This window comes from Paracoccus sediminilitoris, from assembly GCF_003259195.1.
In the GTDB taxonomy this organism is placed as follows: Bacteria; Pseudomonadota; Alphaproteobacteria; order Rhodobacterales; family Rhodobacteraceae; genus Paracoccus; species Paracoccus sediminilitoris.
Genome location: NZ_QJPK01000029.1, coordinates 20,314 through 43,224, shown reverse-complemented (window position 1 = coordinate 43,224; position 22,911 = coordinate 20,314). Strand labels below are relative to the sequence as shown.

The 22,911-nt window shown below is 63.5% G+C and carries 19 protein-coding genes and 1 pseudogene; 9 read left to right on the top strand and 11 right to left on the bottom strand.

From position 1 onward, the window contains the following. Positions 1–89: 89 nt before the first annotated feature. A pseudogene (locus DKT70_RS18455) lies at positions 90–313 on the top strand (integrase core domain-containing protein); the annotation flags it as partial. A gap of 306 nt (positions 314–619) precedes the next feature. On the opposite strand, the gene DKT70_RS15845 reads toward DKT70_RS18455, so the two are convergent. Next, positions 620–2,002, bottom strand: coding sequence for a poly(ethylene terephthalate) hydrolase family protein (locus tag DKT70_RS15845; protein WP_111560053.1), 1,383 nt, complete (start codon positions 2,000–2,002; stop codon positions 620–622). Between the two features lie 175 nt (positions 2,003–2,177). Continuing rightward, complete coding sequence (locus DKT70_RS15840; RefSeq protein ID WP_158530105.1) at positions 2,178–3,062, bottom strand: glycosyltransferase family 2 protein; 885 nt, start codon at positions 3,060–3,062, stop codon at positions 2,178–2,180. Positions 3,063–3,252: 190 nt separating this feature from the next. Between DKT70_RS15840 and DKT70_RS15835 the strand changes: the two genes are divergently transcribed. Further along, a complete protein-coding gene (locus DKT70_RS15835) occupies positions 3,253–4,686 on the top strand; it encodes a hypothetical protein (protein WP_111560051.1) in 1,434 nt (477 codons plus the stop codon). A gap of 124 nt (positions 4,687–4,810) precedes the next feature. After that, complete coding sequence (locus DKT70_RS15830) at positions 4,811–6,286, top strand: NAD(P)/FAD-dependent oxidoreductase (protein WP_199559626.1); 1,476 nt, start codon at positions 4,811–4,813, stop codon at positions 6,284–6,286. 30 nt (positions 6,287–6,316) lie between these two features. Here DKT70_RS15830 and DKT70_RS15825 read toward each other — a convergent pair whose 3' ends face one another. The 6 genes from DKT70_RS15825 to DKT70_RS15800 all read right to left on the bottom strand — a co-directional run bounded on the left by DKT70_RS15825 (position 6,317) and on the right by DKT70_RS15800 (position 13,686). Next, positions 6,317–7,324 (bottom strand): UDP-glucuronic acid decarboxylase family protein, encoded by a 1,008-nt coding sequence (locus tag DKT70_RS15825; RefSeq protein ID WP_111560050.1) that lies wholly within the window; start codon positions 7,322–7,324, stop codon positions 6,317–6,319. Positions 7,325–7,529: 205 nt separating this feature from the next. Next, the gene (locus DKT70_RS15820) at positions 7,530–8,597 is read right to left on the bottom strand and encodes a glycosyltransferase family 2 protein (RefSeq protein WP_111560049.1); all 1,068 of its coding nucleotides are present in this window, start codon (positions 8,595–8,597) and stop codon (positions 7,530–7,532) included. Then, positions 8,594–9,466: a class I SAM-dependent methyltransferase gene (locus DKT70_RS15815; protein ID WP_158530103.1), complete on the bottom strand. Its 873-nt coding sequence runs from the start codon at positions 9,464–9,466 to the stop codon at positions 8,594–8,596. Before DKT70_RS15815 ends, DKT70_RS15820 begins: the two co-directional genes overlap by 4 nt. Then, on the bottom strand, positions 9,459–10,769 hold the full coding sequence (locus DKT70_RS15810) for a glycosyltransferase family 2 protein (protein WP_111560048.1): 1,311 nt from the start codon (positions 10,767–10,769) through the stop codon (positions 9,459–9,461). Before DKT70_RS15810 ends, DKT70_RS15815 begins: the two co-directional genes overlap by 8 nt. Beyond that, positions 10,766–12,028, bottom strand: coding sequence for a glycosyltransferase (locus tag DKT70_RS15805; RefSeq protein ID WP_111560047.1), 1,263 nt, complete (start codon positions 12,026–12,028; stop codon positions 10,766–10,768). Before DKT70_RS15805 ends, DKT70_RS15810 begins: the two co-directional genes overlap by 4 nt. Next, on the bottom strand, positions 12,025–13,686 hold the full coding sequence (locus DKT70_RS15800; RefSeq protein WP_233490621.1) for an ABC transporter ATP-binding protein: 1,662 nt from the start codon (positions 13,684–13,686) through the stop codon (positions 12,025–12,027). The genes DKT70_RS15805 and DKT70_RS15800 overlap by 4 nt, the downstream gene beginning before the upstream one ends. A gap of 246 nt (positions 13,687–13,932) precedes the next feature. On the opposite strand from DKT70_RS15800, the gene DKT70_RS15795 reads away from it, so the two are divergent. After that, positions 13,933–14,847, top strand: coding sequence for an NAD-dependent epimerase/dehydratase family protein (locus tag DKT70_RS15795; RefSeq protein ID WP_111560045.1), 915 nt, complete (start codon positions 13,933–13,935; stop codon positions 14,845–14,847). Between the two features lie 53 nt (positions 14,848–14,900). Continuing rightward, entirely contained in the window at positions 14,901–15,956 is a 1,056-nt protein-coding gene (locus DKT70_RS15790) for an acyltransferase family protein (RefSeq protein WP_111560044.1), read from the top strand. A 28-nt stretch (positions 15,957–15,984) separates the two neighbouring features. On the opposite strand, the gene DKT70_RS15785 is transcribed toward DKT70_RS15790, so the two are convergent. From DKT70_RS15785 to DKT70_RS18085, 3 genes are all read right to left on the bottom strand, one after another. Then, positions 15,985–17,160, bottom strand: a complete 1,176-nt coding sequence (locus tag DKT70_RS15785) for a nucleotide sugar dehydrogenase (RefSeq protein WP_111560043.1) — start codon at positions 17,158–17,160, stop codon at positions 15,985–15,987. 141 nt (positions 17,161–17,301) lie between these two features. Beyond that, positions 17,302–18,261 carry a glycosyltransferase family 2 protein gene (locus DKT70_RS15780; protein WP_158530099.1) on the bottom strand — a complete coding sequence of 320 codons (960 nt, stop codon included), beginning with the start codon at positions 18,259–18,261 and terminating at the stop codon, positions 17,302–17,304. Between the two features lie 316 nt (positions 18,262–18,577). After that, complete coding sequence (locus DKT70_RS18085; RefSeq protein ID WP_158530097.1) at positions 18,578–18,742, bottom strand: hypothetical protein; 165 nt, start codon at positions 18,740–18,742, stop codon at positions 18,578–18,580. Positions 18,743–18,774: 32 nt separating this feature from the next. On the opposite strand from DKT70_RS18085, the gene DKT70_RS17830 reads away from it, so the two are divergent. The 4 genes from DKT70_RS17830 (at position 18,775) to DKT70_RS15765 (ending at position 22,911) form a co-directional block, all read left to right on the top strand. Further along, positions 18,775–19,056, top strand: coding sequence for a hypothetical protein (locus DKT70_RS17830; protein ID WP_146612659.1), 282 nt, complete (start codon positions 18,775–18,777; stop codon positions 19,054–19,056). 330 nt (positions 19,057–19,386) lie between these two features. After that, entirely contained in the window at positions 19,387–20,601 is a 1,215-nt protein-coding gene (locus tag DKT70_RS15775; protein ID WP_111560041.1) for a glycosyltransferase family 4 protein, read from the top strand. Positions 20,602–20,815: 214 nt separating this feature from the next. Continuing rightward, the gene (locus DKT70_RS15770; protein WP_111560040.1) at positions 20,816–21,616 is read left to right on the top strand and encodes a glycosyltransferase family 4 protein; all 801 of its coding nucleotides are present in this window, start codon (positions 20,816–20,818) and stop codon (positions 21,614–21,616) included. Continuing rightward, entirely contained in the window at positions 21,616–22,911 is a 1,296-nt protein-coding gene (locus DKT70_RS15765; RefSeq protein ID WP_111560039.1) for a glycosyltransferase family 4 protein, read from the top strand. The genes DKT70_RS15770 and DKT70_RS15765 overlap by 1 nt, the downstream gene beginning before the upstream one ends.

Genomic DNA, 22,911 nt, shown 5'->3' with positions numbered 1-22,911 from the left:
TACATGGCCGCGACCGACCAGTTGCCAGATCAAACAAAGCTCTTGCCAAGGGGCCATCCATACATGGTCCGAGGACCATGGCGAGCGGGATAGAGCACCGCCTTACCAAGCCAAACCGTCCGTGGACGAATGATCAAGTGGAGCGAACGACCGAACAATCAAAGACGCGACCGTGAAATGATACGATTACAATGCCAACGATTAGCTACGCACGCACTTGGCCGAATTTGTTGACGCATACAATCTTGCACGCGGGCTAAAGACCTTTAACGGTTCGACGCCCTACGAATATATCTACAAAAGCTGGATTTAAGACCTAGACCGATCCACTAAATGCCGGGACTGAACATGGCCGTTCAGTCAGCCAACCGACTTGATCACACCGGAAGGCAGATAGGTGTATGATCGAGACGAATGCCGCAGAACAAGGTTGCTAATCAACTGCGCCCCTCCTTCCTCAGGAGTGCAAGCTGATGTAACGGCCATGGCGCGCATCGTTCGTCGCGCCTGTTGCCGGGGACGACCATCCATGCGTCGCCCCATGCCGCATCCGCTGGCCTTTCAACCCCAAAACCAACCCGCCCGGCCGGGTGGCGCCGAATCGGTCGGTTCTAATTCCTCAGGCACGGCGGGCCTGACGGCGGCGCATCAGGCCCAGGCCTCCAAAGCCCGCCACAAGCATCCATGCGGTGGCCGGCAGGGGCACCGGGGCCGGGGCTGTCAGCGTCTCGAAGCGGATGCCGTCGGCGGTTCCCTCCTTGAAGCCCGCCCAATAGGTGTGATCGCTGGTGAAGTCACCGTTCTCATCGACCGACCAGACGCCGTCGCTGCCCTTCGCGGTCAGTTCCAGATACTTGTCCACGACCGAGCTGCCCTTCAGTTCCTTGTCCAGCCAAGCGGTGATGAAGTGCTGGCCGACATTGTTCATGAAAACCGTATCCCAGACCGGATCGGTGTAATGCCCGGACACGCCGGCGGCAAAACTCTCCTGCGGGGCCGGTATCGGGGCCACGGTGTTGTGGCCGCCGCCGTCGAAGGTAACCAGCGTCCGGTCGACGCCGGTCGCGCCTTCCCAGATCTTTCGGATTCCGTTCTCATAGCCCGAGACGGTGTCGTTGGACCCGGCCATGAACAGCATCGGAATCTCGATCCCGGCCAGACCTTCGGCATCCCAGAAGTTATTGTTCATCCCCCAGGGGCCGATCGCCACCGCGGTCTTGATGCGCGGGTCGGGCAGGGCGTCGTGGGTCGGGCTGCCCTCCTTGTGGATGGCCAGCGTATCATGGGGGGCAAAGCGCAGCGCAGTGTCGCTGAGACCGCCGCCCGCCGTCACGACGGCACCGTAACCGCCCATCGAATAGCCGATGACCGCGGCGTTGTCGGTGTCGATCAGCCCGGTCAGGCCCAGATCCGCATCGCCGTTGATGCGCGCCATCTCGTCCAGCACGAACATCTGGTCCAGCGACCGGTTGACCAGGGTCGAGGCAAAGGCTCCCTGATCGTTATAGGTCGAATCCGTATGATCGACAGAGGCCACGACATAGCCCTTGGAGGCCAAGTTCTCGGCCAGATGCGACATCAGGAAGCGGTTGCCGGGATAGCCGTGGCTCAGCATGACCAGCGGAAAGGGATTTGTAACGGGCGGCGGCAGGGCGTCGCGGACGGCGCGACCCTCTAGCGTGATCTCGGTGATGCCGTCGCGCAGATAGGTGTTGAAGGCGGTCGCGCCGATCGATCCGGTCTGGGCGGGATACCACATCTCGACCTTCAGGGGGCGGTCATAGACGGGCAGCGTCTCGGGCTTGGGGGCGCTGGCGCTGATCGCCTTGAAGTCGATCTGGTTCGGGTTGACCAGGTTGAACTGACGCACGCCGACGGCATAGTCGCCATAGGCGGCCAAGGCCGGCGCATCGGGGGATTGCCCGTCGATGCGGTTCTGCGCGGCCAGCGGCGTCGCCGCCAGAACCGCGAAAAGGGTTGCAGTCAAGGTCGTATGCATCATGGGCGGAGTTCTCCGGGGGGGGCGCAAACAGTCAAGACGGTGAAGCAGATCAGGAGCCGTTCTGCAGGTCATGCAATCAACCTTCGCGTCGTTAAACAAGGTTAACAATGCTGCGATGACGCTTGTGAGACAAAAGGGTGACGATGCCGGACATCTGGCCCCCGCGCCCGAAGGGTTAGCCCTGATCGGAACCCGGTGAGGCACGTTCCCTCAGGCGCTCCAGCCCGTATCCCCATGCCGTAGCCAGTTGCGCCAGACCCAGCAGCGCGCTGCGGGACACGGGCCGGGGTTGACCGTCCCGCAGCGGATGGGTCACCAGCCGTGCATAGAAGCCGGGGGACGAGAAACGTGGCTCCGCAGCCTGTCTGGCATCCATTCGGGCCTGCAGGTGACGCGCACCGCGCCCGTAATTGCTCTGCTGGCGCCAGAAGCCCCGGAAGTCCATGTGATGGGCATGATCGACGACGGCCTGCGGGGCGTGGGCCAGCGCTCCGCCCGCGTCCCGCCAGCGCTGGCCCAGATCCCGATCCTCGCCTGCGGCCCGGGGAAAGCTTTCGTCGAACCCACCGATGCGGTCGAAGAGATCCCGGTCGAAGGCCAGGTTGTTCGTGGTGAAGAAGGCCGTATCGCCGCCATCGTTCCCGCCCGCGGCATAGAGGTAATCGCATAGCGACTGGCTGGCCGCGGCATAGACATTGCCGGGCAGGGCATTGCGGACATGGCCCCCCACCATGCGCCCGGCCACGCCGCCCTGGGCCGCCGCCAGCATCCCCAGCCAATCTGGCCGAGGCATGCAGTCGTCATCGGTCAGGGCGATCAGCCGCGCATCGGTCGCCCTCACGCCGTGATTGCGTGCCTTTGCGGGGCCGCCATTGCGTTTCAGCGCCAGACAGCGGACCCGCTCGCCGAATGTGGCACAAACGGGAGCCGCGGGGCGAGCGCCGGCATCGTCCACGACGATGATCGTATCGGGGGCCGGGTCCAGGCGCATCAGCGCGCCCAAACAGTCTCGCAACCGTTCGGGCCTGTCATGGGTCGGCACCACCACGGCTGTTTTCATCGGCGCGACTTTCCTGATGGGCTCCGGCCGGGGATCGGCGACCATTTGTTGCTAACGCGCTTTTGCGTCTTGGTACAAGAGAGAGGGAACGAATGCAGAAAACTCTAACGTGCTTGTCCCTTGGCGAGGCACATAAAGCAGGGCAGGATGAGCCGCCCGCCCCGCACCCCGTGCAAATCCAGGAGAGATCATGACCACCGCACCCTTGCTGACGCCGCGCGGCATGCTTATCGCCCTGGTGGCGGCCATGCTGTTGGCTTGGCCCATGCTGGCCACCGGCAGCTACCTGATCTTTGCGGATACGCCCAGCTATATCCGCGGGGGCGACATCATTGGTCGCATGGTGTTGGACATGCTGGATTCGATCAGCTTCTGGCCGACGGGGGGCATGGATGCCAGTGCTGTTCCGGATGCCGGAACCCCCGCTCCGCCAGCCGAAGACATGCGCAATGAACGGGGCGAGGCTTATGTCGTCCGGTCGTTCATCTATTCCCTTTATACCTTGGTCACCGGGGCCTCCGTCTGGCCTGCGGGCTTTGCGATTCTGCAGGCGGCGATGACGCTGTGGACGTTGTTTGCGCTGATCGGTCCGGCGGCCGCGTCGCGTCCATGGGTGCTGGGGGCCGGGTTTTTAGCAGTCGCGGCCTTGACGACCCTACCTTGGTTCACCGTCTATCTGATGCCCGATCTGATGGCCGCCATCGTGCTGATCTATGGCGCGATCCTGATGCGGCGTTTCGATGATCTGCGGCCTTGGCAGCGCTTTGCCCTTGGGGCGATTGCCTGCTTGGCGGTAGCGGCCCATTACGGGCACGGTCCCTTGGCCCTGGGGCTTTTCGGTCTGGTCCTGCTGTGGCGGCTGATCGCCCGGCGCCTGACTTGGGCGGTGCTGGTGGCGGGGATCGTGCCGGTGATGTTCGCACCCCTGGCCAATCTGGGGGCCAGCTCGGTGGCGCTGGACACGCCCTCGGTCGCGCCGCTGCGCCTGCCGATTCTTTTGGCCCGGTCGATTCAGGACGGTCCGGCACGCTGGTATCTGCAGGAGGTCTGTCCGGAGGCACCGCTGGCCTTCTGCGAGGCTTTCGGAGACGATGTGCCGACGAATATTCCTCAGTTCCTGTGGGACGAAAATGGCATCGATTCTCTTTCGCCGGAATTGATGGCCCAGATCAGGGCCGAGGAATTCCGTGTCCTGGCCCTGGCTTTCCGCGCCTATCCGGTTCAGCAGACGGTCTCGCTTTTTCGCAATGCCGCCCTGCAGACCGTCAAGATCGGGACCGAGCAGATCGAAGTGGCCTCGTGGAGCCGCGAGAATGGATGGGAGCCGTCCACCGACCCTTACGCTCGGACCGTCCTGGAACGGTTCGACACCATCGTTCTCTATGCCACCGGGGCGGCCGGGGTGCTTCTGGTCCTGCTGCTGCTGGCAGGTCGCTTGACCCGGACCGAGCGTGAGGTGCTGGCCGTTTTGGTGCTGGGCCACCTGTTGAACGCGTTGATTTTTGGCGGGCTTTCGGCGCCGGTTGACCGGTATCAATCGCGGATCGCCTGGCTGTTTCCAGCCTTTGCCGTCATCGTGCTAGCGCGCATGCGGTCAAGGACTGCCGACGTTGCGATAAAGTGATATCCGTGCAGGGGTCGGCATGCTTTGTTAACGCTATAAAAAGATAACTCCCCAGAATCGTCCGAAAAGCCATAATATTCCGTGCAGAGGTGTCTAGGGACGCAACCAAGTGAAAGGCACGTGAGTGAACGACGGTTTTCAGACTGCGATCATCATCGGGGGCGGCCCAGCTGGATTGACCGCAGCCTATGAGCTTCAGAAGCAAAGCGATTCCATCCGGCCCGTCATCTTCGAAGCCGGTCGGATCGTGGGCGGCATCTCGCGCACCGAAAGCCATAACGGCTATCGCTTCGATATCGGCGGGCACCGCTTCTTCACCAAGGTGCCCGAGGTCGAGGCGATGTGGCACGAGGTTTTGGGTGATGACTTTATCACCCGCCCGCGCCTCAGTCGGATCTACTACCGCGACAAGTTCTATGCCTACCCGCTGAAGATCTTCAATGCGCTTGGAAATATCGGCCCCTACGAGGCCAGCCGGATCATGCTGAGCTATATCAAGTGGAAGATCCGCCCGTCCAAGCGCGAGGACAATTTCGAAGAATGGGTCATCAACCGCTTTGGCGGGCGTCTCTACATGCATTTCTTCCGGTCCTATACGGAAAAGGTCTGGGGGCTGAATCCGCGAAACATCCAAGCCGATTGGGCGGCGCAACGGATCAAGAACCTGTCCCTGCCCAAGGCGGTCTGGAACGCCCTGACCGGGGCCAACGATACGGCCAGCCTGATCGAGGAATTTCAGTATCCCCGCCTTGGGCCCGGCATGATGTGGGAAAAGACCGCGGCACGGGTGCAGGAGGCGGGTGGCGAGGTGCAGTTGCAATCTGCGGTGACGCGGGTCTATCGGGATGGGATGCGGATCACCGGCGTGGATGTTCGCAGCTGGGACGGGGCGCCCGAGCACACGCCCGTCACCACTCATGTCCGGGGCGATCACTTCGTCAACACGATGGCCCTGCGCGACCTGATCCATGCCTTCGACCCGCCCCCGCCGGAGGAGGTGATCGAGGCTGCGGATCGCCTAAAATACCGGGACTTCCTGATCGTAACCCTGGTTTTGAACAAGGCCGATCCCTTTCCGGACAACTGGATCTATGTCCATTCTCCCAAGGTGAAGGTGGGGCGGATCCAGAACTTCCGCGCCTGGTCTCCCGAGATGCTGGCCGATCCCGACACGGCCTCGATCGGGATGGAGTATTTCTGCCAGTTGGGCGATGGCCTCTGGACCATGAGCGATGCGGAACTGCGCAACCTGGCCGCTACCGAGCTGGAGCAGCTGGGCCTGGGCCTAGCCTCGGACGTGATCGACGCTGCGATCATTCGCCAGCCCAAGGCCTATCCTGTCTATGACGGCGAATATCAGGAGGCACTGGAGGTCGTGTCATCCTGGATCCGGCAGCTGGAGAATTTTCAGACCGTCGGCCGCAACGGTCTGCACCGCTACAACAACCAGGATCATTCGATGCTGTCCGCCATGCTGGCCGCCCGAAACATTCTGGGAGAGGAGAACGACGTCTGGTCGGTCAATGTCGACCGCGCCTATCACGAGGAGTTCGAGATCAAGAAGGACCCGACGCCCTCGTCACAGGCAAAAACCGTCTGAGAGTCCCCTTCCGCAAGCCTGCCGGCCCTGTCAGGGCCGGCTGCTTGAGATCCTTGCGGTAGTTTGGGAGGCTACGGCAGGAAGCTCGGCCCGGAACCATTCCATCGTCTTTTCCAGCCCCGCCCGCAGTTGGATGCGAGGGGACCATCCCAGCAGTTCCTTGGCCCGCCGAATATCGGGCCTGCGCCGCTGCGGATCGTCCACGGGCAGCGGCATGAAGGTCAGCTCGGGTGTCCCGGGGACCATCTCCCGAACCATATCGGCCAGTTCGATAATCGTGAACTCTCCAGGATTGCCCAGGTTGATCGGCGTTTCCGGATTGACCTGATATTCCATCAGGGCCACCAGCCCATCAACCAGGTCCGATACATAGCAGAAGCTGCGCGTTTGCTGACCGCTCCCATAGATCGTCAGCGGTTCGTTCATCAGGGCCTGACAGATCAGGTTCGACACGATGCGCCCGTCATCGGGCCGCATATGGGCACCATAGGTGTTGAACAGGCGCGCGACGCGCGTGTCCACCCTTCTGGCCCGCAGATATTCAAAGCACAGGGTTTCGGCCGAACGCTTGCCCTCGTCATAGCAGGCACGGGGACCTGTGCAGTTGACGTTGCCCCAATAATCCTCGGATTGGGGATGGACCAGCGGATCGCCATAGACCTCGCTGGTCGATGCCTGCAGAAAACGGGCTCCCTTCTCGGCTGCCAGCATCAGCAGGTTGTTGACCCCGACGATATTCGTCATCAGCGTATGGACCGGATCGGCCTGATAGAGAGGCGGAGAGGCTGCACAAGCCATGTTGTAGATCCGGTCGACCGGTCCCGAAATCGCCGGAAGCCGGATGATGTCGGCCTCGATCAGCGTGAAATTCGGCGTATCGACCAGCTTTGCTATGGTGCGGCGGCGTCCGGTCTGGAAATTGTCCAGACAGATCACGCGATGACCTTCGGCTAACATCCGTTCGCACAGGTGGGAACCGATAAAGCCTGCTCCACCTGTGACCAGAACGGTTTTCCCTCTGGTTGCGGTTTGAGTCACGAAACCTCCTGACCGCGAAAATCGGCCGCATTTAAAAAAATGAACAAAAGCTGAAGCAACGGCAGGCAGCTATGGAGGGACAATCGCTTGCGATGCAGATTCCTGCAATCAGTTCTACATGCGTAAACTAAGAACCTGTCTAAATGGTTAAGTAATCGGGCCTTGGGACGGGCAAGTCTCTGCTGTTCCCAAGACACTTGCCCGGTTAAGGGCTTTCTTGGGCGGACCGGCAGGCAGCTTTGCGGATGCGGGCGGTGCGGAACCGGTCGAAGCGTTCGGCCAAGGGCTGCGCATGGCTGGACAGGTCGGGGTCCAGATCGGCAAAATACGGTCTGCCCTGCCGTGTCGCTCGCGCTTCGGCCCCGCGCCAGAACGGAACGCATCCCAAAAACAGCGCTGTCACATCCGGTCGACGGATGAAGGCCTGTGTCAAAAAGCCCAAGAACATGCCGCCTCGACCCGATTGCAGCGCCAAGGCCGCCGCATAGAGGTCGTAGAAGGTGCGCGACAGCGTGAACAGCGCCGGGGCGATGTCGGGGCGCGCCTGTTCCAGCCGGAACAGGGTCATCTCGATCGCCATTCGCATCCGGCGGGGCGATGCGGACATGCCCCCCCCGGTGATGCGATAGCCCACGAGAAAGCCCGGGGCGGGGGCGATGGGCCCGCGCTGCGCCAAGGCAAGGTAGAAGTCGATATCCTCGGTGCCATAGGCGCGGAAAGCTTGAAAGGCTTCCTCAAACCCCCCTGCGGCGCGCGCCGCATCGGCGCGAAACATTACATTGCTGGCATTGTTCAGGAAATTGAAGCCCAGAATCTGATCCAGCGCCATTCCCTCATGCAGGGGGCGGCCCTGGTCCGAGATCACGCGATCCTGCGCGTCGATACGCCGGCACCAAGAATAGACCATCACCGGGGCAAGGGGCGATGTGGTGGCCACATGCATCTGCCGCGCCAGCTTGTCGGGATGCCAGATGTCATCGGCGTCGATCGTGGCGATCCACGTGCCCTGCGCCTCGGCGATGGCGGCGTTCCGGGCCCGCGCCACGCCGCCATTGGCTTGGGTGATGATCCGCAGGCGCGGCTCCTCCCGGGCGATGGCTCGCAGGATGTCGTGCGTCCGATCGGTCGATCCGTCATCGACTGCGATGATCTCGAAATGGGGATAGCGCTGCTCCCGTACCGAGGCGAGCGTCGCCGCGATCGTCCCCGCCGCGTTATAGGCCGGGATGATCACCGAGATGAGCGGCTGGTCCGCAGGCGTTTCCGCCATCATGGCCGGCGCCCGCGCAGGAGTCCGTCCAGCCACCTGAGGGGCGCAGTCAGACGCCAGCTGCGCGAATGCAGGATCTGGATCATGACCGTCCGGTTTTTCTCCAGTTCGGCCTCCCGCGCGCGAAGGGTCGCCTGCAGACGCGCGTTGTCTTCGGCCATCTTCTGCCAGGCATGGCCAAGGCGGGCGACTTCCGCTTCGGCCATGTGCCGCCTTTCGGTAGTCTCATGCATGTCCGCTTGCCGCAGGGACCACATCCCGGGATGGATCAGCGCATGGGGGGGGGCCTCCGCATCCGCATCGGTCAGGTCGCGGCGTAAAAACAGCAGCAGGTTCTGCCGATACCAGGGTTCGATCCGCGCATCCGTCCACAGCGCATGGCGCAGGACATCCTCGCAGGCGAACCCGGCCCGGGCGAAATGGCCGTGCCAATAGTCGGGCCAGGCCTCGTTCACGTGATCGGTGCCGCCTTGCCCCGGAATGGCGGCCGAGAATAGCACCGCCGGGGCATGGGCGGTCAGGGTCTGCACCAGGGTCTCCGCCGCCTCGGCCGGCAGATGCTCTGCGACCTCCAGGCAGAGGGCTAGGTCAAAGCGGCGCTCAAGGTGCAAGGGGCGGGTCAGGTCCGCGACCTGAAACCGCTCCGGTGCGATTTCCAGGGCGTCTTGGGGTACCCAGGGCCCGTCCAGTCCGAAGACATCGGCCCCCAAGCCTTGCGCCTCGGCCAGCCATCCTCCTGATCCGCATCCGAAATCGACCACAGTCTGCGGCTTGATCCGCTCGAAGACCGAGGGCAGGACCGCGGCCGCCGAGCGGCGCACGCCATCGCGAAGTCCGGCATAGAAGGCCGCGTCATAGGCGGGCTCACTCATCGTCCGACCGGGGTTGGGGTGGCAGGAAGGATGTCGCCGGAGGCCGGAACGCCATGGGCAGATAGGCCAGCGATCCGGCATAGCCCCGCAGCCATGGTCCCGTCAGCCGGTCAGGCTTGCGCAGCAGCCTCTGCAAGGGCGCCTTCAGCCCCCGCCTGGCCAGCCAGACGGGCATGGTCCACAGCGCGCGGCGCAGGTCGCGCCGGTCGCGGTTGCGCCCGTATTGCGCCAGAAGCGCTACGATATGGCCAAAGCCATAGCCATAGGCCTGCCGCTTGAGGTCGTCCCAGCTGTCACGGTGGCGGTGTCGCACCACCGAGAGGGGTTCATAAACGATCGCGCCCCCGGCATGCAGCACGCGGCTCCAGTATTCGCTGTCATCGCCGCAGCCGCCGGCCGCGCCGGGGCCGATGCGTTCGTCGAATCCGCCCAGTTCCAGAACCCGTCGGCGGCGCACCGCCATGTTCGCGCCCGCGCCGATATCCCAGACCGGGGGACTGGCAGGCGAGCGGTCCAGAAACACCCGGTCGTACAGCAGCGGGACCTGGCCCATGCCGCCGAAGCCCAGATCGTATTGGAAGGCGATCTGGGCCTCGGCCGCCAGCGTCTCGGGCAGGACCAGGCCGCAGACCACGTCCACGCCAGGGGCAAAGGCGCCCAGCAGCGGCTCTATCCAGCCGGGTTCGGGGCGCACGTCGTCATCGACGAAGACCACGACATCGCCCCGCGCGGCCAGCACGCCCGCATTGCGCGCCCGGCTGAGCCCGGGCGTGGGCTCGGTCACATAGCGCACGCCCGGATGCGCCTCGACCACGGCGCGGGTTTCGGGGTCGGGGCCATTGTCCACCACGACGATGTCGCGGTCGCCGGCGATTTCGGTCGACAGGCTGTCCAGGCAATTGGCCAGATCCCGGGGCCGGCGCCGGGTGCAGATGACGATGCTGGCCGTCAGGGCGGGGGCAGCGTCGCGCCGGGCCCGGATCAGGTCCGAGAGGCGGTCCAGATCCTCGGCCGCAGGCACGCCCCGATCCGCCCACAGATCGGGCAACTCGTGCGGGCGCACCGGGTCCAGCCCGCAGGCCAGCAGCAGGGTGACGGTGCCACCGATGGCCTGCGCTGCGCGGCGCGCCAGATCGCCCGCCTCCATGGGAAAGGCCTCGGGCATCTCATGGGTCAGGCCCAGCACCATGCCCTGCATGCGGAAATAGAGCAGGACCCCGCGCGCCTCGGCGGGGATCTCCAGGCGGGTTGGCAGCGCATCCAGATCGACATGGAGGATGGTCCAGGGGGCGGAGGGTCTCATGCGGCGTGATCCTTTCGCCGTTGCGCAACACGGGCCAGTGAGCGGTCGTATTCGCCGAACAGGCCCTGCACCAGGCCGCTGATTTCGGACAGCACGAAGCCGGGCGGCAGCGCGGCGCGGCCCAAGGGATAGCCTGCCAGCATGCGCCCGTAATGCTGCACCAGAAGCCAGCTCAGGACGCGACGATGGGCAGCCCGCGTCTCGGGGTCATGACGCGCGTTCTTTTGTATCAGCGCGCCCATGGAGAGGCCCCAGGACCGGAACTGGCGGCGCAGTCCGGGCATGTCCTGGCGGTGTTCGTGCCTGACGGCCTGCCGGGGGGAATAGGCCAGCGGCGCGCCGGACCGCACCACGCGGTAGAAGATGTCCAGATCGCCGCCCCCCGGCAGCGGGGGGCCAGTGTCCAGCGCCTCGTCGAACCCGTCCAGATCGCGCAGGGTCGCGGTCCGGAAGATCATGTTCGTCCCGGTCCCCAGCCTACCGGTATTGGCCGGATAGAAGGGGTCGTTCCAGCGCCGGCGGCGATAGCTGCGCCAGTCGATCCCCTCGCCGAACCCGCCTGCGGCCTCGAAGCGGACCTGGGCCTCGGTCTCCAGGATCATCGGCAGGACCGGTCCGGTGAAGGCCCCGGCAGCGGGCTGGTCGCGCAGGCTTTCGGCAAAGCCGTCCAGCCAACCGTGATCGGGCACGGCATCGTCGTCGATGAAGCCCAGATAGGGGCGGTCCGTCTCGCGAAGCGCCCTGTTGCGGCCGAAATCCAGGCCCGGAACCGGCTCCATCGCATAGCGGACCCCCGCGAATTCGGCCACGGCGTCGCGGGTGGAGTTGTCGGGCGGGGCATTGTCGACAACCATGATCTCGAACGGAACCGCATCGCCGGTCCGACCGTCACGCAGCCGCACCAAGGCCTCCAGCGTGCGGCGCAGCAGGACGGCGCGGTTGCGCGTGCAGACGGCGATGGTCAGGGGCGGCAGCGCGGGCGGCGCCAGCCCGGCCGTCAGGTGGTCATAGAGGCCATAGGCCGTGGCCATCGGCCCGCCCGTGTCCTGGACCAGCGCCTTAAGGCCGGCCGGAGGCACCTCTGCGCCAAAGGCGGACCGACCGATCAGCAGCCGCCCCGCCGGACGGCCCTTGTGACGCAGCAGCAGATAGACCCCCTGCGCCTCGCCCATGGACAACGGTTCCAGGGGTTGGGTCATCTCCTGCTCCACGATCGCCCAAGGCGCGCGCAGATCCGCCGCGGTCCAGGTTCGTCTCATGCCTCGTCTCCGTACAGATCGGCGTAAAGTCCAGGTTGGGCGGCCAGTTCGGCAGGCCGCCCTTCTTGGATCAGGCGGCCGGACCGCAGCACCAGGACGCGGTCGGCAAAGTCGATGGTTTCCCGCCGATGGGCGATGACGATGATCACCCGGGGCCGGCTTTTCTGTTCCAGGATCCGCCTGATGGCGCGTTCGGTGATCAGGTCCAGCGCGTTCGTGGCCTCGTCCAGGATCAGCACGTCCGGATCGCGCAGCAGCGCGCGGGCCAAGGCGATCCGCTGACGTTGGCCCTGCGACAGCCGGGCGCCACGCTCTCCGATCAGGGTGTCATAGCCTTGGTCCAGCGCAGCGATGAACTCATCCGCCTGCGCGGCCTGGGCGGCGGCGCGCACGTCCTCGGCGCTGGCGCCAAGGCGGCCATAGGCGATGTTGGCGCGGATCGATCCGCTGAACAGAAAAGCATTCTGTTCGACGAAGGCGATCCGCTCATGCCAGGCCTGCGGCGAAATCTGCGACAGCGGCACGTCGTCGATCAGGATTCTCCCCTCTTCGGGCGAGGTAAAGCGCAGCAGCAAGGCCATCAGGGTAGACTTTCCCGCTCCGGATCGTCCGGCCACGGCGGTCACTTCGCCGACGCGGAAGCTGCACGAGATGTCGGTGATGGCCGGGACATCGGACTTCGGGTAACGGACCGTGACGTTCTCCAGCCGGATTTCACGGGCCAAGGCCGTCATGACCCCGTTCTGCCTGTCAATGGTCCCGATCTCGGCGATGACGGTCTCGACTTCGGTGACGGGGGAGTCGAACCCTAGCAGGCCGGCGCGGGCCCCCAGCACACTGGCCACGCGGAACTGGACCCGATAGGCAATCGCCAGAAAGCCGATCAGAACCGCCGCCTCATCCCCGCGGGCCAGGGAAATCATGATCAGCACCCCGACGATGCCTAAGGTCATCAGCTGAACCAGTGGGCTGATCAGCCCCGACAGGATGGTCAGGCGCATGAACACCCGGCTGATCTGCGACGACCGGCGCTGAAAGCGGCGGCGTTCATAGATCTCGCGGCCAAAGCCGCGGACCACCCGCAATCCGTTCAGCAGGCTGAACAGATAGGAGGTCAGACCCTCATTCGCGGCCGTCGCCCGCGCGCCGATGCTGCGCATCCGCCGCGTCAGACGCATGATGGCCAAAGCCATCAACCCTGTCAGCAGGGCCAGAATAACCGAATGCACGGGCGAGATCGCCACCAGAAACGCCGACAGCACGACGATGGCGATGACCTGTACGATCAGCGAGATCACCACGAACAGTGCGTCGCAGGTACGCCAGCTTTCCGTGGCCATGATGTTCAGCAGCTTGCCCGAGGACTTGCCCTCCAGCAGCACGATGTCCTGATGCATCAGGCTCTCGAAGATCTGGGCGCGCAGCCGTTCGGCGAATATCAGCGACAGCCGCGTGGACAGCACCAGGTTGACGACCCCTGTGGCCAACCCTGCCAGAAAAATCACCCCGGCCGCCAGCATCAGCTGTCCAGCCGAAGCCCCGCTACCGAACAAAGTCGCGATGAGATTGCCGACATAAGGAAGATCCTGCACCTGTCCGCTGGACATGGCGATCTGCGCGATGGGGATGATCAACGACAGGCCGAATCCCTCGAACACGGCCGAGACCAAGCCCAGCAGGACGATCACCGCAACGCGTCGGCGCTCATCCTTGGCGAGGCCGAGAACCCGCCGCATTACGTCGAAAGCGCCGTCGTGCAACACCGTGACCTCAAATACACCTTGTCTAAGCGACCGCGACATCGTCAGATAGGACTACGCGCGGCGGACTGCGCGATCAAGAAGAAGTTGGTTTTATTGGTGAACGCTCCGGGGCTGCCCGGAAATCCAACAGGCGGGAAAAGCATGCGTATCGTTGTGACGGGAAGTTCCGGTCTGGTCGGGGCCGTTTTGATGGAACGGCTGCGGCAGCGGGGGGACGATGCCGTGCCTGTGGACATGCGCGATCCGGATGCGCCGGTGGACATCCGGGACGGCGCTTCGCTGACGCGCGCCTGTGCGGGGGCCGACGGGGTGGTGCATCTGGCCGCTATCTCTCGCGTGGCTTGGGGCGAGACCCATCCCGATCTGTGCGACTCCATCAATGTGGACGGCACCCGGCAGGTTCTGGACGCTGCGCGGGCAGCCGGGCCGGATTGCTGGGTCGTGCATGCCAGCTCGCGCGAGATCTATGGTGATGCGCCCCAGTCTCCGGTGACCGAGGACGCCCCGAAACATCCCGTCAACCGCTATGGCCGGTCCAAGCTGCAATCCGAGCATCTGGTGGACGAAGCGGCAGAGACTGGGATGCGGACTGCGATCCTCAGGCTGTCCAGCGTCTATGGAGGGCGCCAGGATCATCCCGACCGCGTCATCCCCGCGCTGACATGGCGCGCGCTGCAGGGCGAACAACTGGTCATCACCGGAGCAGAGACCTTCTTCGATTTCGTCCATGTCGAGGACACTGTGGACGGCATCCTGGCCGCGATCGACAGGCTGGCCGCGGGAGATCCAGGCCTGCCGCCGCTGAACCTGGCAACCGGTGTGGCAACCAGCCTGCAGTCCTTGGCCGAAATCGTGCTGTCCGTCACGCAGTCGCAGGCACCGTTGCAGATGGTGCCGGCACGTGCCTTCGATGTTTCGGGCTATCAGGGCAGCACCAAGCGCGCCCGACAGGTGCTGGGCTGGCAGGCCCGGCATGTCCTCGTCGACGGAGTTCGCGACGTGGCCCGGAACCTGTCCCAATCCGGGGCGCTGGAGGCCGTCTCTCCGCCGGAATGACCCCCCGGCCCTGTCCCTGTTCGTTGCCAGTACGATTTTATTGAGGCAGCCCCATGCAAGACAGCGTTTTACAAGCGAACCCCGAGACGCGCCGTCTGGAAATCGACGGGCTGCGCGTCGTGGCCATGATCGGCGTGCTCTATGTCCATTTCTGGAACAAGAACCATGGTATGGAACATCTTCGGGTGTCCCTTTTCTTCGTGGTCAGCGGCTTCATCATCACGATGACCTTGCTGAAGGCCAAGGATGGCCCGGGGCATGTGAATATCCGAAATTTCTATATCCGTCGGGCGTTGCGGCTGTTTCCGGCCCTCTTCATGGCCCTGTTCGTGGCCTGTCTTTTTGACATGGCCGGTATCCGGGCCAGCATTTTGTGGCATTTGGCGCAATTGTCGAATGCTCATTTCGTGCTGCAAGAAGACTGGTCGCCCTGGGTTGCCGCGCATTTGTGGAGCCTCAATATTGTCGAGCAGTTCTATGTGATCTGCCCTCTGGCCGTCTTTGCCCTGACAAGGCGCAGGCTGATGGGGTTCTTTGCCGCCGTGATGCTGACATCCATTATTTTGCGTTTGATCATCCTGAACAGCGGGATCAATAATTGGCACACCATTCTTGTCACGTTCGATCCAATCGCGGCCGGATGCCTTCTGGCCATGGTTAAGGACAACAAGGTCGTCAGGTCCCTGTTAACCAATCACGCCAATCTTGTCGTCGGCGGCCTGTTCGTTTTGTCACCTATCTTGTTCCTCGAGGGCTTCGGCAGCACGATCGCCTATCGGATGGTAACGGTCTATGCCCTGGCTTCCATCGTCTTGCGCGCATATGTCGGGTTTGGTGGTGTGGCCCGAACCCTATTCACCAACGCCAGCATCCGGTTTCTCTCCAAGATCAGCTATGGGATCTATGTCTACCATTTCTTCTTGTGGTGGCTTGCCGGTAGCGTTTTCCACGATCTCTATCGTCCGGGGGCGCAAGCGTTCTTTGTCATGACTGCGCTGACGGTGATCGTGGCGACCCTGTCATGGTATGGCGTCGAGCGGCATTTCGACCGCTTGAAGGTCTTTTTCCCCCTGACAGGAACGGCCCCGAACAAGGTCGGGGCCGTGTAACGGGGAAGAGAACTGACGCGCCTGCGCGTCAGTTGTCGCCGAACAAATCGCGGGTATAGACCCGGTCGGCAATGTCCTGGATGTCGTCCGTCATACGATTGGCGATGACGACTTCGGACCGGGTCTTGAACGCGTCCAGATCGCGGATCACCTCAGAGCCGAAGAAGCTGTCCTCGGACAAGGCGGGCTCATAGATGATGATCTCGATGCCCTTGGCCTTCAGGCGCTTCATGATGCCCTGCACGGCGGATTGGCGGAAATTGTCTGACCCCGCCTTCATCACAAGGCGGTGGATGCCCACCACCTGCGGCTTGCGGCGCAGGATATCCTCGGCGATCACGTCCTTGCGGGTGCGGTTGGCATCGACCACGGCGGCAATCAGGTTCTGGGGCACATTGTGATAATTGGCCAGCAGCTGCTTGCTATCCTTGGGCAGGCAATAGCCGCCATAACCGAAGGATGGGTTGTTGTAATGCGCCCCGATCCGCGGATCCAGCGCCACGCCCTCGATGATCTGGCGGCTGTTCAGGCCATGGGTCAACGCATAGCTGTCCAACTCGTTGAAATAGGCCACCCGCAGCGCCAGATAGGTGTTGGCGAACAGCTTGATCGCCTCGGCCTCAGTCGATCCGGTCAGCAGGACTTGGACATCCTTGTCCAGTGCAGCCCCGGCCAGAAGATCTGCAAAGGCGCGGCCACGGGGGCTGTCCTCTCCGACCACGATGCGCGACGGATGCAGGTTGTCATGCAGCGCGCGACCTTCGCGCAGGAATTCCGGGCTGAAGATCACCTGGTCCGTGCCAAGCCGTTCGGAGACGTCCTTGGTGAAGCCGACCGGTACGGTCGATTTCACGACAATGACGGCCTTTGGTGCCAGGCGCATGACATCGCGGATCACCGCCTCGACGCTGGACGTGTCGAAGTAGTTCGAGACCGGATCATAGTTTGTGGGCGTCGCCACAATCACGAAGTCGGCGTCCTCATAGGCCGTCGCGGGATCGGTCGTCGCGGTCAGGTCCAAGTCGCGCTCGACCAGATAGCGCTCCATTTCATCGTCGATGATAGGGCATTTGCGATCATTCAGCATCGCGACGCGCGTCTCATCGACATCCAGAGCTCGGACCCGGTTATGGGTCGACAGGATGACGGCATTGGAGAGGCCGACATAGCCGATCCCGGCAACGGCAATATTTACTGATGACACTCGAGGGTTCCTTCGTCGTTTTCGCGCCTTTTATAGAACACGTCATGCCCCTTGAGAACTGTCGCTTTCAACAGGCTTAATTTTGCGGCCGCGCTGGCCATCAGCATGGGCCCCGGTTCAAGTTGATGGGTGTGCCCAGGATCATCCGAACAGTCGGACCCGCGCATATCCCGCCCCTGCAGCCAGATAATGAACCCACAGCATCATCACGGCCAGCACCACGTCCACCCAGTTCAGCCTGCGACGCACCAGGCCCAGGAACCGCCATTCCAGCCCGATCAGTCCGGCCAAAGCCAAAAAGCCCATGGCCGCGCCGGCCAAGGGCGCGATCAAGGCCAGTGGCAGGGACAGAAGGCTGACCCCCACCGCGATCACTGATGCCTTTCCTCGGGCCCCTGCGTTCAGCGCATGAGCCAGATCACCGTTCGCAGGATCGCGCATCATCCGGGTCCAGGGCTGGGCGCGGTGCCGATAATCCGTTGCCGCAAAATCCCGCCAGCCCCAAGACTTCAAATGGGTGCAGCGCAGTTCGGGAACCAGCATGACCGGACGGCCAAGCCGGGCCAGACGCAGGCCCAGCCCGACATCCTCGATCATCTGCTCTTCAGTGCGAAAGCCGCCGGCCTTGACCAAATCATGCCTGCGCAGCGCACCGCACCCCGTCCAGAATGTCGAGGCCGGCCCCGCAGCGCGCTGATGGACATGGTGATGCAGCAGATTGCGCAACCGGCTGACGCGCGGGGGGGCGGGCGGCGCGTCATCATAGCTGCCAAAGAGCCCCGCATGGTCGGGATGGTTCGAAAAGAACCGCTCCAGCCGGATGCGGGCATCCGCATGGACCACGACATCGGAATCCACGAAGAACAGGATCTCGCCCCGGCTGGCCTGCGCCCCGGCATTGCGGGCCCGGGCTGCGCCCTGATTGGGCTGGCAGATCGGCTGGATGCCCCGGCTGCGGACGATCTGGGCCGTGCGGTCCCGCGAGCCGTCATCGACCACCTTGATGTCCCCCACCGTAAACCCGGCTGCAAACAATCCGTCCAGACAGGCCCCGATCGTCGCTTCGGCCTCGTAGGCAGGAACGATTACATCAATATTCACGTCACGCTCCGGTTGAGAATGCGCTTCCATACGTGCAGCGCAGCAGTTCCACTTCGTTGTATGCGGACAATTGGCTGACTGGAACGTAATGTTTTGTGCAAGCTCAGATCTCGTTCTGCTTTACAGTCAGAACCTGATGGTTTCGGCCACTGAGATTGTGGGGAAATAGGTCTTCGGGCATCTGCCGTAGCGGATTGCCGCGCGATGCCAGTCCTTCAGGCGACTGAACATGGTTTGATGCAGTTACGCCTTTTGTAGCGGCGCTTGTCGTAATCCAAATTATTCTTGCGGGACTTCCGGCCAAGGTTGGGGACATTCATTTCCTTGCCAAGAAATTTTTCAGCCAATCAGCATCATAGCCACAATTCGCCAGGAGCCAATCAGCCTGCGGCTTGTTGTCCCAAGGTACCGCCCCCGAGTTATCACTGATCTGCCCTGCTGACATGGAAAAATGGATAGGTTTGCCTGTGGCGTCAGTCATGGCGTGCAACTTTGTATTCAGGCCGCCTTTCCTTGGTCGATCCGACGACCACGCCCCCTTTTACTCTGCAGGGCGAAAGCTGTGCGATGCGCATTCAGATTCTTGCGCAGGTTTACGCGAACGCATGGCGTCCGCCCGCTCACATCGATCATGATCGTCTTCGGACCGGCACCCGCAGCGGCCATGCCCACCATGATCCGGGCGAAGCCATCGTAATCGCTTCAAGGTTTCCAGCGGTTGGCGAATGCCTTGGGCTGGAGCATTTCCCTTCGATGCATGGCGCCAACGCACCCATGCGGTTATTATCTCATTGAAAATGCAGCGATCATTAACCCTGGAGCCACGTTGAAACTGCAAAGCACTGTGTCATTTTGCGGGCTAACACCCGTTAGTGCGGGACGACGATCGTCAGGATGGAGAATGCCAAGTCTTTGTCACCGTACTCAGCGGCTTCACCACGCTTGGGGGCTGTAGAAAAAGGCGGTCCGGAAACAGAGGCACTCTGACCTTCACGCGATTTGTTCAGCAGAGCCTCGACAATGCACAGATGAAAGTCAAATTTGTCCGATTATGGGCCGATAGTGATGGTCGGCATGGTCATTCAAAGAAATTTGCGGTTAGATGCGGCAACCCTGTTTTGATCGGTGATCCTGTTGCGCATAGCCTATCTTGTCGGCGAATACCCGGCTGTCTCGCATACCTTCATCCTGCGCGAGATCGCGGCGCTGCGGGCTCAGGGTTTGGATATCCTAACCTGCTCGATCCGCCGCACCGGTTCCCAACATCATCGCGGGCCGGCTGAAAAGGCCGAGGCCGCCGCGACCTTCAACGTGCTGGATGCGGCCAAGCGCCCGGGCAGGCTGCTGGCGGCACAGTTTCGCGCCTTGCGTCATCCCGGCCTTTATCTGTCGGTCCTGCGCCAAGCTTGGCGGATGCGCGGGCCAGGGCTGCGCGCGGGCCTCTATCAGTTGTTCTATTTCCTCGAGGCGACAGTGCTGTCCCGTCACCTGCAGGACCGGCAGGTGACGCATCTGCACAACCACTTTGCCCAAGCCAGCTGTTCGGTGGCGCTGCTAGCGGCACGGCTGGCGAATGTACCCTTTAGTTTTACCCTGCATGGCCCGGCCGATTTTACTGACCCCAAGCTGTGGCGGCTGGCCGATAAGATCGCAGCCGCGCGGTTCGTCGCCTGCATTTCGCATTACTGTCGGTCGCAGGCGATGCTGGTCAGCCCGCAGGATCACTGGTCCCGGCTGCGTATTGTGCATTGCGGGGTCGAACCCGAACGCTATGACGCGGGACCCGCACAGGGGCAGGGGATGCTGTTCGTCGGTCGCCTGGCCGCGGCCAAGGGGGTGCCGGTGCTGATCGAGGCGATGGCGCGGATCCGTACGCGTTGCCCCGACGCCCATCTGACCCTGATCGGCGACGGTCCCGACCGCGCCCGGCTGGAGGAGCATGTGCGCCGCGCCGGTCTGCAGGATGCAGTTCGCTTTTTGGGCTATCGCAGCCAAGACGAGGTGGCCGAGGCGCTGCGCGAGGCGGCGCTTTTCGTGCTGCCCTCCTTTGCTGAAGGGGTGCCCGTTGTGCTGATGGAGGCGATGGCCGCGCGCCGCGCCGTGGTGGCCACGCGCATCGCGGGCATTCCCGAGCTGGTCGAGGATGGCGTCTCAGGTGTGATCGTGCAGCCCGGAGACGGTGATGGGTTGGCCGATGCGGTCTGCACGGTCCTCTCCGATCCGGGCCGCGCGGCCCAGATGGGCGCCCGGGGCCGTGCCAAGGTGCAGGCCGAATTCGACATCCGGACCGAGGCCGCGACCCTAGCCACCGCATTCCGCCAAGCCCGGGTCGCACCATGAGCAGGCCGTCCAAGATCGCGGTCCTGATCCCTGAGTTTTGGGAACAAACCCACTCGGTTTTCCGGCGCGGGTTTCAAGCGCTACGGCAGCGTCATGGCAGCGGCGCGCATATCATCTCGATGCGCTTAGCACCGCGATCAGTCCCGCATGACTGGGTCGCCGAGGGCGCTAGGATCCAGCTGCATCCCGCCCGCTTGGCCGCATTGGCGCTGCGATGTGCCACCGCATCGCGGGCATTCCCTACAGTCTTGTCCTGCATGGTCCGCTGGTCGATTGCGGCCCCGACCAGCCGGTCAAATGGCAAGGTGCCGATTTCGTCTTCATCATCACCGAAACCCTGCTCGCGCAGGTGGCGAAAATCATGCCGCAGATGATGGACAGGGTTCGCGTCGTGCCCATGGGGGTGAACATTGACCATTTCGCGCCGCCCGACACACCGCGCATCACCGGAACCGGTCCCTTCACTTGGTTTTGCTGCGCGCGGCTGAACCAGGTGGAGGGTCATAATATCCTGATCCAGGCGGCGATGATCCTGCGTCGCGACCGGCCCGATCTGGCCTTCCGCGTCCGCATCGCGGGCGAGGACGAGCAGCGCAGTTCCGGCTATCACCGCGATCTGGACCGCCTGATTGCCCAGCAAGATCCCGTAGCGTTGGTGGAACTGCTGGGCCCCGTTACGCAGAAGGGCATCCGGGCCGAGCTGCAGGCAGCGGACGGCATTATCTTGGTCAGCCGGCATGAACCCTTGGGCGTGGCCTATATGGAGGCAATGGCCTGCGAATTGCCAGTGATCAGGACCGATGCCGGCGGCGTGCGCGAATTGGTGACGGAGGGGCAGGACGGGCTTCTGGTGGCCCCCGACGAACCGCAGGCCTTGGCCGATGCCATGGCCCGGCTGATGCAGGACCCTGCGTCGTGCCGACGGATGGGCGAGGCCGCGCGCCAGCGCGTCCTGAACGATTTCAGCGCCAGGCGCAGTGCCGACGCGCTGACACAAATGCTCAAGGAGCCATGATGACCGATCCCTCTCGCCGCCCCCGCGTCTTGGTCATCGCCGAGGCCGCCAATCCCGAATGGGTCTCGGTGCCGCTGGTGGGCTGGTCGCTGGCCTCGGCCCTGCGGCGCCATGCCGATATCCATATCGTCACCCAGCAGCGCAACCGCGAGGCGTTCCTACGCGCCGGCCTGGTCGAGGGGCAGGACTTCACCGCTATCGACAGCGAGAAGGTCGCGGCCCCCATGTATCGCTTGGCTGGGATCCTGCGTATGGGCAAGGGCAAGGGCTGGACGATGAGCACGGCCATCGCCGCGCTCAGCTATCCCTATTTCGAACGGCTGATCTGGCAGCGCTTCGGCGCCGATATCCGGGCGGGGCGGTTCGACCTGGTGCATCGCGTGACGCCCTTGTCGCCCACCGTCGCCTCGCCCATTGCGGCCAAGGTGGCGGCGGCCGGAGTACCCTTTGTGCTGGGGCCACTGAACGGGGGCGTGCCCTGGCCAAAGGGCTTCGATGCCGAGCGGCGGCGGGAACGCGAATGGCTGTCCTATGTGCGCGGCGCCTATAAGCTGAACCCGCTACGGGGCCGGTCCCTTAAGGCGACCGCGCTGATCCTGGCCGGGTCGCGCCATACTGCCTCTGAGATTCCGGCTGCCCATCAGGACCGCGTCGTCTGGCTGCCTGAGAACGCTATCGATCCTACACGCTTCAATCTGGTTGCCGAGCAGGACCTGTCCCTGCCGCTGCGGGGCTGTTTCGTAGGACGCCTGGTACCCTACAAGGGACCGGACATGCTACTGGAGGCGGCGGCGCCGCTGATCGCTGCGGGACAGCTGGTCTTGGACATCGTGGGCGACGGGCCGATGATGGGTGCCCTGCGGGAACAGGCGGATGAGTTGAAGATAGCCCAAGGCGTGACGTTCCACGGCAACCTGCCGCATCAGCAGGTGCAAGAGGTCATGGCGCGAGCGAACCTGCTGACCTTCCCCTCTATCCGTGAATTCGGGGGCGGGGTAGTGCTGGAGGCGATGGCCCTGGGCGTGGTGCCGATGGTCGTCGATTACGCGGGCCCCGGAGAGCTGGTGTCGGAGGCTAACGGATATGCCATTCCCCTAGGTCGGCGGGCGCAGATCGTGGACGGGTTCCGGGCGGCGCTGACTGCGCTTGCGACCGATCCGTCGGCCCTGCCGGGCAAGGCACGGCTGGCGCGCGAAGAGGCCCTGTCGGACTTTACTTGGGACGCCAAGGCGGCGCGGATTGTGGCGCTTTATCGCGACGTTCTGGACCGCCGGGCGGCACGCGAGACCGCCTAA